The 15,506-nt window shown below is 37.1% G+C and carries 11 protein-coding genes; 4 read left to right on the plus strand and 7 right to left on the minus strand.

Annotated features, from left to right (window positions below; all coding sequences use genetic code 11):
* Positions 1-11: 11 nt before the first annotated feature.
* Positions 12-713, minus strand: coding sequence for an endonuclease V (locus ACTJKN_RS00930; protein WP_440821854.1), 702 nt, complete (start codon positions 711-713; stop codon positions 12-14).
* Between the two features lie 424 nt (positions 714-1,137).
* Between ACTJKN_RS00930 and ACTJKN_RS00935 the strand changes: the two genes are divergently transcribed.
* Positions 1,138-1,443 carry a hypothetical protein gene (locus tag ACTJKN_RS00935; protein ID WP_440821856.1) on the plus strand — a complete coding sequence of 102 codons (306 nt, stop codon included), beginning with the start codon at positions 1,138-1,140 and terminating at the stop codon, positions 1,441-1,443.
* Between the two features lie 109 nt (positions 1,444-1,552).
* Here ACTJKN_RS00935 and ACTJKN_RS00940 read toward each other — a convergent pair whose 3' ends face one another.
* From ACTJKN_RS00940 to gyrA, 3 genes are all read right to left on the minus strand, one after another.
* Positions 1,553-2,698 (minus strand): tetratricopeptide repeat protein, encoded by a 1,146-nt coding sequence (locus tag ACTJKN_RS00940; protein WP_440821857.1) that lies wholly within the window; start codon positions 2,696-2,698, stop codon positions 1,553-1,555.
* Between the two features lie 99 nt (positions 2,699-2,797).
* The gene (locus ACTJKN_RS00945; protein ID WP_440821859.1) at positions 2,798-3,886 is read right to left on the minus strand and encodes a tetratricopeptide repeat protein; all 1,089 of its coding nucleotides are present in this window, start codon (positions 3,884-3,886) and stop codon (positions 2,798-2,800) included.
* A gap of 26 nt (positions 3,887-3,912) precedes the next feature.
* Positions 3,913-6,504, minus strand: coding sequence for a DNA gyrase subunit A (gyrA, locus tag ACTJKN_RS00950; protein ID WP_440821861.1), 2,592 nt, complete (start codon positions 6,502-6,504; stop codon positions 3,913-3,915).
* Positions 6,505-6,789: 285 nt separating this feature from the next.
* On the opposite strand from gyrA, the gene ACTJKN_RS00955 reads away from it, so the two are divergent.
* Entirely contained in the window at positions 6,790-8,001 is a 1,212-nt protein-coding gene (locus ACTJKN_RS00955) for a TCR/Tet family MFS transporter (RefSeq protein ID WP_215132331.1), read from the plus strand.
* Between the two features lie 5 nt (positions 8,002-8,006).
* Here ACTJKN_RS00955 and ACTJKN_RS00960 read toward each other — a convergent pair whose 3' ends face one another.
* Positions 8,007-9,359 (minus strand): PhoH family protein, encoded by a 1,353-nt coding sequence (locus ACTJKN_RS00960; protein WP_131530283.1) that lies wholly within the window; start codon positions 9,357-9,359, stop codon positions 8,007-8,009.
* A 757-nt stretch (positions 9,360-10,116) separates the two neighbouring features.
* Here ACTJKN_RS00960 and ACTJKN_RS00965 point away from each other — a divergent pair.
* Positions 10,117-12,276, plus strand: a complete 2,160-nt coding sequence (locus tag ACTJKN_RS00965) for an FUSC family membrane protein (RefSeq protein ID WP_440821864.1) — start codon at positions 10,117-10,119, stop codon at positions 12,274-12,276.
* A gap of 118 nt (positions 12,277-12,394) precedes the next feature.
* Positions 12,395-12,805, plus strand: coding sequence for an organic hydroperoxide resistance protein (locus ACTJKN_RS00970; protein ID WP_108198657.1), 411 nt, complete (start codon positions 12,395-12,397; stop codon positions 12,803-12,805).
* A 216-nt stretch (positions 12,806-13,021) separates the two neighbouring features.
* On the opposite strand, the gene bioB is transcribed toward ACTJKN_RS00970, so the two are convergent.
* Both bioB and mgtE read right to left on the minus strand, forming a co-directional pair.
* Positions 13,022-14,023: a biotin synthase BioB gene (gene bioB / locus ACTJKN_RS00975; RefSeq protein WP_440821866.1), complete on the minus strand. Its 1,002-nt coding sequence runs from the start codon at positions 14,021-14,023 to the stop codon at positions 13,022-13,024.
* A 111-nt stretch (positions 14,024-14,134) separates the two neighbouring features.
* Complete coding sequence (gene mgtE, locus ACTJKN_RS00980; RefSeq protein WP_131032503.1) at positions 14,135-15,484, minus strand: magnesium transporter; 1,350 nt, start codon at positions 15,482-15,484, stop codon at positions 14,135-14,137.
* Positions 15,485-15,506: the final 22 nt, after the last annotated feature.

A 15,506-nucleotide genomic window follows, 5' to 3' on the forward strand; every position in this document is an offset into this window, starting at 1 on the left:
CTATTTTCTTCTTAAAACAAGGTTAAAGATGGCGCGACCTCATGAAAGCCAGCTTTTATTTTTCCAAGTCTGAAATCGTTTACCAGGTTGTGAGCCAGGCGTGTTGGTTCAGGGATACGATAATTTCCGAGGCATTTTTTAATTATATTTAAACTTTCTTCTTGCGAAATTAAATGTCCGGCAGAAATATAAACTGGTGCGCAATTGCTCTTTGTTATCAATGCAAAACCAAGCATTTCGCCCGCATTATTTTTAATTTCTGCAGTACTAAATTTGACATTTTGAGGCTGATGATTTTTTCCGTGTAAAAGACTTTTTGCGCAGCCAATTGTGGCTTGGTTCGCGAGAATTCCAAAATGCGAAGCAACGCCCATACGGCGTGGATGCAAGATTCCGTTTCCATCAAGCACTACAACATCAGGTTTATTGGGGATCAATTTCCAAACTTTCAATAATGCCGGAACTTCTTTAAAACCTAAAAAGCCTGCTTTATAAGGAAAACTGGTTTCATAAGTTTCCAATGCAAATGATTTTAAAACCATTCCTGGATAAGTTAAGATCACAATTCCAGCGTACATGGTTGTACTGTTTTTATTAAATGAAATATCTGCACCAGCAATGGTTTCTATTTTGTTAAGTGACTGAAACTTTAACTGTTTGGCTAATTCAATCTGGTAAGTGGTAGCATCTTCGAAGCTATATTGATCGTACATGGTTATTAGGACAAATTCTTAAGTATTATTGTTTTATTATATTGCATCAAATAATCGATTCTTATGATTGTACTACATTCATTTTACATACTCACTCATAATGGTGAATCCGTACTTTCAGATACAATTCAACGACAATGGACTGAAAATCAAAACTCTTCAATCCTTTTCTATTTGGATGCCAATCTATGTTTAGACATAGTTAGTTATTTTGAAAACAAGCAGGCACAGCCACAATCAAAAACAAATGTAGAAATATTGATACTTTTTTGCCAGCAATATAATATTGAAGTTTCTCCAAAATTTGGCTCAATGGAGTTATGTAAAGAAAGTCTGAATAAACTAAATGTGTCCAAATATCAAGATTTTGTAAATAAAATCACATATACATTCGATACTCCATTTATTGAGACTGCCAAATTGAATGAGCAAATTTTTAATTATGATGTATTTTATTACTCAAGATGCAAATCTATATACATTATTTAAAACCTGTCAACTTCAAGGTGCCATATCTAACTCTGGTCAACCAATAACCTCATTTGTAAGCTACGATGTTGAGATTCAATATAAAGATGCAACTGTGGTAAAAGACATTAATGATATTTTAACAGCATTTATGCGCGAACACAGTATTCTGAATTCCATTGAGCCAGTAGATATTAAACTACTTGAGCACTTAAGAACTACACTTGAATATGATATAAAATATGGCGTTCCAAACAAATAGTGAAGGCAAGCAAACATAGATAATCATTTTTCTATATTTGTCTTATAATTAATATTATGTTAAGTTGATCCTTATATTACAATACTATTCTCACGAATTACCCAATAAATTATAGCTCTTGAAGTTTACGGTTAAGCTCTTGTACTTTGTTCGTTACTCCCTTTTTAGTGTAGATATCGATCAGCAACTGTACAGTTTTTTTATCGTTTGGGTTAATTTCATTTGCGCGCTGCAAAGCGAACTGCGCACGATTGATCAGGCCTTTATATTTTTCAGTTTTATCAGCATCATTTTTGCTCAGGGTTTCGTTGGCTGTATTGATGTAAGCCAAACTCAATTGGTACAATGCATCAAAATAATTTTGATCTGTAGACAAAGCTTTATCATAGGCCAAAATTGCGGTAGCGTTATTTCCTCCAACCTGCTGCAGATAACCATAAAGAAAATAAAGCAGCTTATTTCCTTTCTCAACTTTTAAATTGTTTTCGATTAATCCCTGAGCTTTACTATAATTCTCGGTATCAAGTAACAGATTGATATAATCGTTTGTTAAAAAGCGATTGAACGGATTAAGCACAAGTCCATCCTCTAAAGTTTTAATAGCGGTTTCATTTTCTGACTTCACTACATACATCTGCGCCATTTTCTGAAAAACCGATGGATTTCTAATTCCGTTCTCTTTTGCACGTTTAAAATAGGTTAAAGATTCATCGTAAGACTGAATATTTAATGCGCAAATTGCTGTATTTAATGCCAATGTGGTATCTGCAGGAAAATTATCACATACTTCTTTCAAATCAGCAAATGCTTCTTTAAAATCGTTATTAAAAAAAGCTTCATTACCTTTTTCCTGTTTTTTGATGAGGATATTATGATTAGAGGCTTTAATAAGGCCACCATTATCATCATAACGATCTAAAGATTTGGCTTTGGCTACAGCTTCAACAGCTGAATCATAAAATTTATTCGCATTATTGGGATCTGTATCAATTAATGAAGCGAAAGAAGTAAGATAAGATTTAATAGACCAGGTTTCACTCCAGTTTTTAGTTTTATTATCTTTCTCAGCTGATTCTATTGATTTTAAGCCTTCTGTAATAATCGATAACTGTTTCTTTTCATCTTCCTTATTGGCAATTGAAGCTTGTAGTTTACCAACAGCATTTCTGGCGATAAGAATTTGACTTTTTTGCGCTACAGCATTAAAAGAAACGAAAATTAAAGCGGTTAATGATATTTTAAGGCAATTCTGCATAATATAAAGAATGTGGTAAAACCGTAATAAACGATAAAAATAAACATAAAAAAAAGAGCTCCGAAATTTCGGAGCTCTTTTTTTGGATCGATCAATAAATTATTGTTTAGGCAATGCGTCTAAACGTTTCTTGATATCATCATAATTTTTAGTATCATTTCTAAACGCATAGATCGTTTTCAAGGTTTCTAATGCGCCTTGATTTTTGGCATCAACCTCAAGTGCTTTTTTGTAAAAAGGAAGAGATTTATCTAACAGCGCATTCATTTTACCTGTTACTTCGTTAAATTCTTTCACTTTTTTAGGATCGATTTTATTTCTATCGGCCTGTAATTTTAAAGCCTGACTGAAATAAATGTTGCCCAACAAAACCTGATAGTTAGGGTTGTTTGGTTCTTTTGTAGCTAAAGCAACTAACATTTGCTCAGATTTGGCAGCATCACCCCTATCAATATAAATCTGGGTTTCAGTTTTAATCCAGTCGGTATTTTCAGGGAATTTAGCAGAAGCTTCTTTAATAATGGCTAAAGCAGCTGTAGTATCTTTTTGTTTAGCCAATGTGGTTGTGATAATCTCAGAATATAAATCTTTAGACTGTGGAGAATTTAAAGAAATTACTTTTTTGAATTGGCTAATCATGTTTGGATAATCCTCACTAAGTCTGGCCGCAATACCCGCGTTTAGATACATGGCGGTATCGTTTGGATTGATTACTGTTGCTGCCACGAATTTTGAGTAAGCAGTTTTGTAATCTTTTTTATTATAAGCGATTACACCACCATTTCTAACCGCATTGCTGATATTGGTTTCAGCTAAATTAATATTATCTTTTTCGCTCCCTTTTGTATCCAATTTCTTGGCTTCAACAACCGCATCCTGAGCAATTTTTAAGTTTGCATCGGCATTTGCAGTACTCGTTGAATCCAGAATAGCTGCAGAAGAAGCAAATAAAGCTCGGTACGACCATGCTTCAGGCATTACTTTAGATTTTTCATCAGCAATTGCTTTATCGGTATGGGCCAAGCCTTTAGCTAGCGCTTCAAGCTTTTTCGCCAACGGCGTTGATGCACTTGAAGAAGTTAGCTGGAATAAACCCCAGTCGTTTTTTGCCGCGGTTATTTCACTTTTCTGAGCAAATGCAGAGCTTACCGCACCTGCTAGAACTATACTTAGAAATACTCTTTTCATAATTTTTATTCTAATCTTATTTTTAGTTAATTTTCTTCTTCCGTTTCGTTATCCGATTCGCCTTCTTCTTCAGTATCATCTGCCTCGGGAGTAGTATCTGCTTCTACTTCTTCACCATCTGTAACTACAACATCTGCTAAATCTACTGTTTCTTCTTCATCTTCTTCGTGATCAATTTTAGTAACAGATGCAATTTCGTCATCACCTTTTAATGAGATCAAACGAACCCCTTGTGTGGCACGGCCCATTACCCTTAATGCTGATACCGGAATTCTGATTACAATACCTGAACGGTTAATGATCATCAAATCTTCGCTATCTGTAACGTCTTTTATAGAAACTAATTGTCCCGTTTTTTCAGTAACATTAATTGTTTTTACCCCTTTACCACCACGGTTAGTTACACGGTAATCCTCAATATCTGTACGTTTACCGTATCCTTTTTCTGACACTACTAACACCGTAACTTCAGGATTGTTTACAGCAATCATGCCAACAACTTCATCTTGATCGTGCGCAAGCCTAACACCACGTACGCCGGTAGCTGTTCTACCCATCGGACGAACTGTACTTTCGTTGAAACGGATTGCTCTACCAGAACGCAATGCCATCACAATTTCGCTTTGTCCGTTAGTTAAACAAGCTTCAAGTAATACATCACCATCGTTAATGTTGATGGCATTGATACCATTTACACGTGGACGTGAATAGGCTTCAAGAGAAGTTTTCTTAATGGTACCTTTTTTAGTACACATAATGATGAAATTGTTCTCTAAATATTCCTGATCTTTCAGGTTTTTAACCTTAATGTAGGCTTTAATTTTTTCCTCTTTCGGGATATTGATAATATTCTGGATCGCTCTTCCTTTACTGGTTCTTGAGCCTTCAGGAATTTCATAAACCCTCAACCAAAAACATCTTCCAGCTTCGGTAAAGAACAGCATATAGTTATGGTTGGTAGCCACTAGCATGTGCTCAATAAAATCTTCATTTCTTGAGGTACTGCCTTTAGATCCTTTTCCGCCTCTACCCTGCGCTCTAAATTCGGTTGCCGGAGTACGTTTTACATAACCTTCGTGAGAGATGGTGATTACCACTTCTTCATCATCGATGAAATCTTCCATGCTCATATCTTCGGCAGAGTGAACTATAGTTGTTCTACGTTCATCACCAAATTTCTGACGGATTTCTGCTAACTCATCTTTGATGATCTGCATACGCAAACCTTCATCTGCTAAGATAGATTTTAAATGCTCGATGGTTTTCATTAACTCTGCATACTCTTCTTTGATCTTATCACGCTCTAGTCCTGTTAAACGACGAAGCGTCATATCCAAAATTGCACGTGCCTGAATATCGCTCAGTCCGAATTTTTCCATCAAGCCTAAACGGGCATCTTCAGGGGTTTCGGAAGCACGGATTAATTTAATTACTTCATCTAAATGATCTAAAGCAATTAAATAACCTTCTAAAATGTGTGCGCGTTTTTCGGCTTCTGCCAATTCGTAACGGGTACGGCGAACAATCACATCATGGCGGTGATCCACAAAATGCACAATCAAATCCTTAAGATTTAACATTTGTGGACGGCCTTTTACCAATGCAATGTTATTTACACTGAAAGAAGTTTGTAGTGCGGTATACTTATATAAGTTGTTTAAAACGATAGAAGCATTTGCATCACGTTTAATTTCGTAAACGATGCGGATACCATCTTTGTTAGATTCGTCTTTAATGTTGGAAATACCTTCAAGTTTTTTCTCGCCAACCAATTCAGCAGTACGCTCAATCATCTGTGCTTTGTTAACCTGGTAAGGAATTTCGGTTACAATAATTACCTCGCGGTCTTTAATACTCTCTATCTCGGCTTTTGCACGCATTACAATACGACCACGACCTGTTTCGAAAGCTTCTTTTACACCCGTATAACCATAAATAATACCACCGGTAGGGAAATCCGGAGCTTTTACAAACTTCATCAATTCCTCGATCGTAATATCTCTATTGTCGATATAGCTTACCACACCATCAATTACCTCGGTTAAGTTGTGAGGTGCCATATTGGTGGCCATACCTACCGCAATACCAGAAGATCCGTTAACCAATAAGTTAGGGATTTTTGCAGGTAAAACAGTTGGTTCTTGTAAGGTATCATCAAAGTTTAACTGAAAATCTACAGTATCTTTATTGATATCGGCAAGCATTTCTTCAGCTATTTTAGAAAAACGTGCCTCAGTATAACGCATTGCTGCCGGAGAGTCACCATCAATGTGACCAAAGTTTCCTTGTCCATCAACCATTGGATAACGTAAGCTCCAATCCTGAGCCATACGAACCATGGTGAAATATACAGATGCATCACCATGTGGGTGATACTTACCTAAAACCTCCCCTACAATACGGGCAGATTTTTTATGTGGTTTATTACTGGTTACACCAAGATCGAGCATGCCATATAAAACACGGCGGTGTACCGGTTTCAATCCATCACGTACATCAGGCAAAGCCCTCGATACGATTACCGACATTGAGTAATCAATGTAGGCCGATTTCATCTGCTCCTCTATATTAATTTGAATGATTTTGTCGTTCTGCTGATTTTCTAAATCTTCTGCCATAAATTATTATTCTCGCTACTTAAAACGATATTAAAAAGGGTATTACTATAACCTTGCGAATTTAACAAAATTTAGCCGAATTAAGGCATTGTGGAAAAGTTTTGACCTTAGTTATAGGTTTTGAAGCATCGCTGTATTTTTAATTCATTGGAGCCCAGTTTAAGGGCTTTTATTTTTTATAATGATTTTAAACCTGGTAGGTTTTTGAAACCTATCACGTTCGTAGAGAACTAAAATTTACAATCTTAACTAATTCTGATACTTTTGCGTTTCAAATTACATATAATGGCAAACGGAAAGAAATCTGCAATGAGTTTTATTATGGTTACCCTCCTGATCGATTTTACAGGTTTTGGGCTGATCATTCCGGTTTTACCAAAACTTATTCAGGATTTCACTGGTGGCGGCTTTGGTTTAGCTGCAGAATATGGCGGCTGGCTCACCCTTGCATATGCATCAGTACAATTTATATTTTCGCCAATTATCGGAGCAATGAGCGATCGCTACGGACGAAGACCGGTATTATTAAGCTCTTTGTTTGGTTTAGGCATCGATTACATCTTTTTAGCTTTCGCCCCTTCTATCGTTTGGTTATTTGTGGGAAGAATTATTGCAGGAATAACAGGTGCAAGTTTTACAACCGCACAGGCATATATCGCTGATGTTTCGCCTCCAGAAAAAAGAGCGCAAAACTTCGGCCTGGTTGGTGCGGCATTTGGTGTTGGATTTATCTTAGGTCCGGTTTTAGGTGGAGTTTTCAGCCATTTTGGTACCCGGGTTCCTTTTATGATTGCTGCAGGTTTATCTTTAATTAACTGGCTTTACGGTTATTTTATACTGCCAGAATCTTTACCAGTTGAAAAACGCAGGGCTTTTGACTGGAAAAGGGCAAATCCAATCGGGTCCTTGTTAAGCATTGGCAAATACCCCGCGCTATTGGGCTTAATGGCTACTTTATTCTTATTGTATTTTGCCAGTCACGCAGTTCAATCCAACTGGACATTTTATACCATGGAGAAATTTAAATGGGATGCTGCATGGGTAGGCTATTCGTTAGGTTTTGTGGGTTTGGTTGTGGGCCTTGTTCAAGGTGGTTTAATAAGGGTGATCCTTCCCAAAATCGGAGAAAAGAAAGCGGTTTACTTTGGTCTCATTTTATACATCATAGGCTTCATAGCTTTTGCTTTTGCAAGCAAGGGCTGGATGATGTTTGCTTTTATGCTTCCTTATGGTTTAGCCGGAATCTGCGGACCGGCCATGCAGGGCTTGATTTCAAATCAAGTACCTTCGAATGCACAAGGCGAAATGCAGGGCGTTTTAACGGGTCTGCAAAGTTTAGCTGCCATATTTGCCCCTTGGGTAATGACACATATATTTGCTTATTTTATCGAAGGCAAGGCTCCGGTTTATTTTCCAGGTGCACCCTTTATATTGAGCGCGGTGTTAACTTTAATCGGATTGTTTATCTGTTTGAGGAGCTTGAAGAAATATCATTAGAACGCCTAAAGCAACTCATTTGCTAAATTAGCCAACTCGCTCCTCTCGCCTTTATGTAAGGTAATGTGCGCGTAAAGCGGATGGTTCTTGGCATTTTCAATCAAGTATGAAAGCCCATTACTTTCCGAATCGAGATAAGGGGTATCAATTTGATAAATATCGCCGGTAAAAACAATTTTGGTATGTTCGCCTGCCCTCGAAATTATCGTTTTTACCTCATGGGGTGTTAGATTTTGTGCCTCATCAATAATAAAGAAAATTTTGGTGAGGGTTCTTCCCCGGATAAAAGCCAATGGCGCAATCGCTATTTTTTCGGTTACAATCAGTTCATCGATCTTTTCCGACATTTTATCATCGCCGATAAACTGCTCTTTAATAAACCGCAGATTATCCCAAATGGGCGCCATAAAAGGATCAGTTTTCGATTTTGCATCGCCCGGCAAGAAACCGATGTCTTTATTGCTCAGGGAAACAATCGGTCGTGTAACATAAATCTGTCTAAAGTTTTTACGCTGTTCTAGCGCGCTTGCCAAAGCCAATAGTGTTTTACCTGTTCCAGCATTCCCTTGTATGCTCACCAGCTTAATTTCAGGATCCAAAAGCGCATGAATGGCAAATGCCTGTTCAATATTTTTAGGTTTGATTTTAAATATAGGATCGGTAGAAACTGCTGAAATTGTTTTTAAACTATTGTTATAGAATACATTTGCTGTTTTTCTCTTATTCTTTAAAATATAAAAGTGATTGGCATTTTTAGGCGGCAGTTCTACTTCACCCGCATCAATAAACGGCTGTTTTTTTACTTCCTCGATAATCTCAATCGGAAAATCTATTAGTTCGGTCTTTCCGGCGTAAAGCTCATCTACGTTTTTAATTTTACCAGTTTCGTAATCTTCTGCATTTAAATCCAAAGCTTTTGCTTTTAACCTCAAGCAGATGTCTTTTGATACCAGTACTACTTTTTTATCGGGGTATTCTTCTTTTAAACTTAATGCTGCGTTTAAAATTTTATGGTCTGTTTTTCCTTTTCCATACACTTCTTCTGCATTTATGGTTAAAGGCTTTTCATTTAAAACTACCTTAAATTTCCCTGAATCAGGACTTTTTAACGAAATCCAATCGCTGATGAGTTTTTGTTTTGAAGTCTCATCAATAAGGCGGATAAAACTTCTGGCCTCAAAATTCCGCGTATCGTTACCGCTTTTAAAATTATCTAGCTCTTCTAAAACCTGAATGGGAATGGCTACATCGTGCTCATGAAAGTTATTTATCGCATCATGATCGTATAAAATAACCGAGGTATCTAAAACGAATATCTTTTTTGACGGATTGGAGATTGACTTACCTTTTTTGGCCATTTGGTAAATTTAATATTTTAGGGATAATATGCGGAAAGATTCGTTATTCTTTTTTTTGATCGAAAGATCAAAATTTTAGGCAAAATAAAAACGGGGTCCTTCTTCTTTCGATTCAGTTCCCCGTTTTAACTTTAAAAACAACCGTAGTCGCATTTTAAAGCATCTAATTCTTGTTACTTTGATTTTTCCGTTATCGTTAGGTTTTGCAACTTTTGCGATTCGTGAAAATTTATTTCCAACTCTTCCGTCCGTAAACTTCCTAGTTTTCAATAATCTCTGTTTGGGCCTGTGCGATTTTCTTATGATCCAATCTTACGATGGTTATATATATCCTTACTCGGTTTAACCCTTTCAGAAATTAATCGTTTTCCCTGTAAACACTCCGAAACAATTCCCCTTTCGGTTCTTTATCTCTTTTGGATTGTTTTATCAGAATTCAAAGTACTTCGTATTTGATATGATCTAATTTAGTAGGAAAACACATATTTGTCAAGAGAAAAATGAGTGTTTTTACAAACAAAGTTATCCACTTAAATTTGCTGGTTATCAACAACTTAATATTCTAAAAATATCGTTTTTGAGCGCTTTTTGTAAGCTTCGCTTAGTTTATTAACATTTCTAAAAATCACACTTATAAACAATTCGTAATATTTTGTTAATCAATCCATTATCTATTTTCTGCTTAAAAGTTTAAAAAAAGCAAAAAACTTAATTTTAATCGCAACAAAAAACTTCGCTATTATGTTATTTTTGTATCATGCAGATTAGGCAACCCATTAGAAATATACAAGACTTTTTATTGAGTACGTATTTTGCCGACGGTCTCCGCATCACCATAGGTGTACTGCTCCCCTCTTTAATTCTTGCCCAATTTGGCATGTTAAAATATGGCATGACTTTATCATTAGGCGCTTTATGTGTAAGTGTGGTAGATAGTCCGGGGCCAATGGTGCACCGAAGAAATGCAATGCTGATTACTACTGCGCTCATCTTTACCTTCTCTATCATAACGGGGTTAACCAACAAGAACCATTATTTTATCGGCTTTTTATTGGCTGTATCCAGTTTTGTATTTTCGATGTTTTACATCTATGGTATTAGAGCTGCATCGGTTGGTACCGCGGTTTTGCTGATTATGGTATTAAGTATTGATGATGTACGCCCATGGCAAGAAGTATTGCTACATGCGGTTATGATCCTGATAGGTAGCCTTTGGTATACTGGCTTAAGTTATTTTGTGTACCGCTTACGCCCCTTCCGTTTGGTGCAGCAATCGTTAAGCGATTCTATCCTGGAAGTTGCAGAGTTTCTACGCGAAAAAGCCAAGTTCTATCATCAAAATAACAATTACGATAAAACCTATTCAGATCTGTTGCAGCTTCAGGTTTCTGTTCATGAAAAACAGGATGCGGTAAGAGAATTACTTTTTAGAACCCGCGAAATTGTAAGGGATTCCACTCCTGAAGGCAGATTTTTGTTATTGGTATTTGTAGATATGGTCGATCTGTTCGAGCAGGTAATGTCTACCTATTATAATTACCAGCATTTGCACGATCAGTTTGATAAAGCAGGTATATTATCAGATTATGAAATGGCCATTAAGCGGATCTCTTACTCCCTCGATGATATTGCTTTTGCCTTAAAAAGTGGTGGAATACCTGTTGTTTCAAAACGTTTATTGATTGAGATTGAAAGGTTAAAGATCAAAATCAACGACCTGGAAAAGAACAATCAAAATCAGGAATACAATACCTTAGGCATAATTGCCCTGAAAAATATTGAGGTGAACATCGAAAATATACTATCAAGGGTTAAAACTATTTTCAGTTATTTTAAAATCAGAAACAGCAAAGATATTAGACAAGCTGAGGTAGATACAGAGAAATTTATCACCAGGCAAAAATTCGATTTTAAACTGTTTACAGAGAATTTGACCTATACTTCTTCTACTTTCAGGCATTCGTTACGGGTTACTGTGGTGATGCTTTTGGGTTTTATCGTAGCGCAGATTCTCAATTTCTCACATAGCTACTGGATTCTCCTCACCATTCTGGTAATTTCGAAACCGGGATTTAGTTTAACCAAAGAACGTAATTATCAACGTTTAATCGGCACCACGATTGGGGCGTTCATTGGAATGGGAGTGATTACTTATATCCACGATCGCAATACTTTATTTGTGATCCTATTAATCTGCATGATTGGCTGTTATAGTTTCCAAAGGAAAAATTACGTAGTGAGCGTGCTCTTTATGACGCCATATATCTTAATCCTATTTGATTTTCTGGGTATGGGATCGATAGCGCTGGCACGCGAAAGGATTTATGATACTTTTATAGGCTCTGGTATTGCGCTATTGGCCAGTTATTCCTTATTCCCAACTTGGGAGCATGAAAAACTCAAAGAGGCCATGCTCGATATTTTAAGGGCTAATAAGGCTTATTATGGACAGGTGATTAAATTGTATTTTGAGAAAAATTACAATAGAACGGAATATAAACTGGCCCGGAAAGAAGTTTATGTAAGTACGGCAAACTTGGCTTCCCTGTTTCAAAGAATGTTTTCTGAACCAAAAAGCAAACAGTTGTTTATTAAAGAAGTACATCAGTTTACAGCGCTCAGCCATTTATTGTCTTCTTATGTTGCAACACTTTCGCTCTACAATAAGGAACATCAATTTATCTTCGAAAGTTTCGATTCCTTGAAGCCTATTGCCAACAATACCAATTATTTATTGGATACGTCTATTGAAAATCTGGAAAAAGGCGCCAGCACAATTGAGAATGTACCGTTAATCAGGCTAAATGATAACGGTTTAGCCATTAAAAAAGGAGAAGATTTGGTTCCCGAGCAATTCGACCTTATCCAGAAGGTAGCTTACGATATTTATAAGCTATCAGTGAAAATCAAGATTTAGGTCGAATTTTGTTACGCAAGTAATCATGTTGTATTAGTTTAAGATTTAAACTATCAAATACCTCGTAGTAAAACAAAGGCCACTAAAAATTGTTAAGTATCCATATTAAGAAAACATTATGGAAAAGCTATATACGGCTGAAGTTACAGCTACTGGAGGACGAGACGGGCACATTAAATCGAGTGACGGAATTTTAGATTTTGATTTAAGAAAACCAAAAGAACTTGGCGGACAAGGAGGTGCCACAAACCCAGAAGAATTGTTTGCTGCTGCCTGGGGGCCATGTTATTTGGGAGCCTTAGGTGGTGTAGCGGAGCGAGAAGGTGTTGATATTAGTGAAGCAAATGTGAAAGTATTGGTTTCTTTTAATAAAGATGGTAATGCATTTGTTCTTTCCGCAGACTTAGATGTACACATTCCAGGGATTTCGCATGAGGAAGCACAGGCCTTGGCTGATAAAGCGCATAGGGCATGTCCGTATTCTAAAGCAACCAGAGGAAATATTGAGGTAAGGGTAACGGCTGTGTAAGTGAAGTCAGATGTTACCATCTAACTATTAAAATAGAATTCAACTTAGTGTCAGATAGAAATATCTGACACCACACACATCCAACACCGAAGTTACCCTAAAACAAAAAGTCCCGATTTTAGTCGGGACTTTTTCATTTACAGTACTTATGAGTTGAATCTATCTTTGTGTCTGTTGGAAATAACTGACACAAAGATATCAGTTTATATTTTTTGATTAAACAGCTTCCTGTTCAATCTTTGTATTTGCTGGTCTGCCATTTTTAAAGGCGTCGCGGGTTTTTAGTCCCAACAATTCAAACATGGCCATATCATCAACAAATGCAGGATTTGGCGTAGTTAATAATTTATCGCCTGCGAAAATAGAACTTGCACCTGCCATGAAGCAAAAAGCCTGTTCTAACGTGCTCATTTCGTTTCTACCAGCTGATAAACGCACCACAGAATTTGGCATTACGATTCGTGCTGTAGCAATCATTCTTACCATATCCCAGATTGGAACACGTGGCTGATTTTCTAAAGGAGTACCTTTTACGGGTACTAAAGCATTAACGGGAACTGATTCAGGATGTTTTTCCATGTTTGATAAAGTCTGCAACATTGAAACACGGTCTTCCACTGTTTCACCTAAACCGATAATACCACCGCTACATACCGTTAATTTAGCTTTACGCACATTTTTTATAGTATTTAAGCGATCATCATAAGTTCTGGTCGAAATAATACGTTTGTAATCATCTTCAGAAGTATCGATGTTGTGGTTATATGCATATAAACCAGCATCAGCCAAACGTTGTGCCTGGTTTTCGGTAAGCATGCCTAAAGTACAGCAAACTTCCATATCCATATCATTTACAGCCTTCACCATTTCAATCACACGGTCAAAATCGCGGTTATCGCGTACTTCGCGCCATGCTGCTCCCATACATAAACGTGATGCACCACCCTCTTTTGCCTTAACTGCGGCGCTAACTACCTGGCTAACCTGCATCAATGGCTGAACTTCTAATTCGGTATGGTAGCGGGCTGCCTGTGGGCAATATGAACAGTCTTCGGCACAACCTCCGGTTTTGATCGAGATTAATGAACTTACCTGAACTTCATTGTAATCTTTATTTTCTCTGTGGATGCTTGCAGCTTCGTAAACCAGATCTAAAAATGGTCTGTTATAAATTTCGTATATTTCTTCTTTTGTCCAATCGTGTCTTGTTTTTTGCATCGGGATCAGATTTTATAGATTTAAAGTTTGTAGTCTAAGTTAAATTAACAGGCGCTCAATTTAGTTTTGCAAGCTTTAAATCTTGAAATCCTAAAATCAAGTAAATCCTGATTATAGTAAAAGTTTGCTGGCCAATCCTAAAATTAATAGGAAACCAAAAACGTCGGTAAAAGTAGTAATAATTATAGATGATGCAATGGCAGGATCGATGCCTACCCGTTTTAAAATTAATGGAATACCAGCGCCTGTGATACCTGCAATTACCAGGTTGCCCGTCATAGCCAGGAAGATAACCAACCCAAGCATTGGGTTTCCATCAAAAAAGTAAGCAAAAATAAATACGATTAATCCATTGGATGCACCATTTATTAAACCTACGGTAAATTCTTTTAAAACGGTACGATAAGCCTGTTTATCAGTCAAGTCGTAAAGTGAAATACGCCTTACGGTTACGGCAAGTGCCTGGGTAGCTGCATTTCCACCCATCCCAGCAATAATGGTCATGTAGGCCGCTAAGGAAGGAATTAACTTAATGGTTGGATCAAAATAACGCACAACAGATGAAGCTAAAAAAGCAGTTCCGAGGTTGATAATTAACCATGGCAAACGCGATTTTACCGCTTCTACCCAGTTACCGCTCAATTCTTCATCTTCTGATACCCCCGAAATTTTCAAGATATCTTCGGTACTTTCGGCCTCCATTACATCGATTACATCATCGAATGTTACCCTACCTAGTAGTTTCTGGTGATCATCAATAACTGGAATACTGGTTAAGTTATATTGTGAAATTAGGTTCGCCACCTCTTCCTGATCTGTATCGGGATGTACATAAACTGCATCTACTTTAACCAATTCGGTTATTTTGGCGTTGTGTTTTGCTTTAATAATGTCTTTTAACGAAACAATACCTTTAAAAATCTCCTCATCATCCACTACATAAATGGTGTAAAACTCCTCCATTTCTTCACTCTGCCGGATGATCTCGTCGATTGCGTCTTTTTTAGTAAGGTTGATGTTTACACAGATCAGCTCCGTATTCATCAAACCACCCGCAGTTTTTTCGTCGTAAGTTAAAAGGTTGCGGATTTCTGAAGCGTGATCTTCGGTAAGGTCTTCTAAAATCTCTTTCTGCTCATGATCCTCCAGTTGGGAAATGATGTCGGTCGCATCATCGTAATCCAGTTCTTCAACAATCTCAGTACGTTTATCGGGATGGAGCTCAAAAAGTAAATCTTCCGGATGGGATTCTTCATCCATCTCAGAAATAATCTCAGAAGCTATTTCTGCGGGAAGCAGGTTGATAATGTGCCGCTGTTCAGATTTATCTAAACGCTCAAACAAAATCGCGATTTCTGAGGCATGATACTCCTCTAAAACTACTTTTAAAGTTTCATCACCAGCTAAAATTGCATTTTTAACCTTGAGTACGTCGCTTTTATCTATTTCGAATGACTGCATCTATAACCTAACCAAAAACGCC

The organism is Pedobacter sp. 22163 (assembly GCF_052045595.1).
Taxonomy (GTDB): domain Bacteria; phylum Bacteroidota; class Bacteroidia; order Sphingobacteriales; family Sphingobacteriaceae; genus Pedobacter.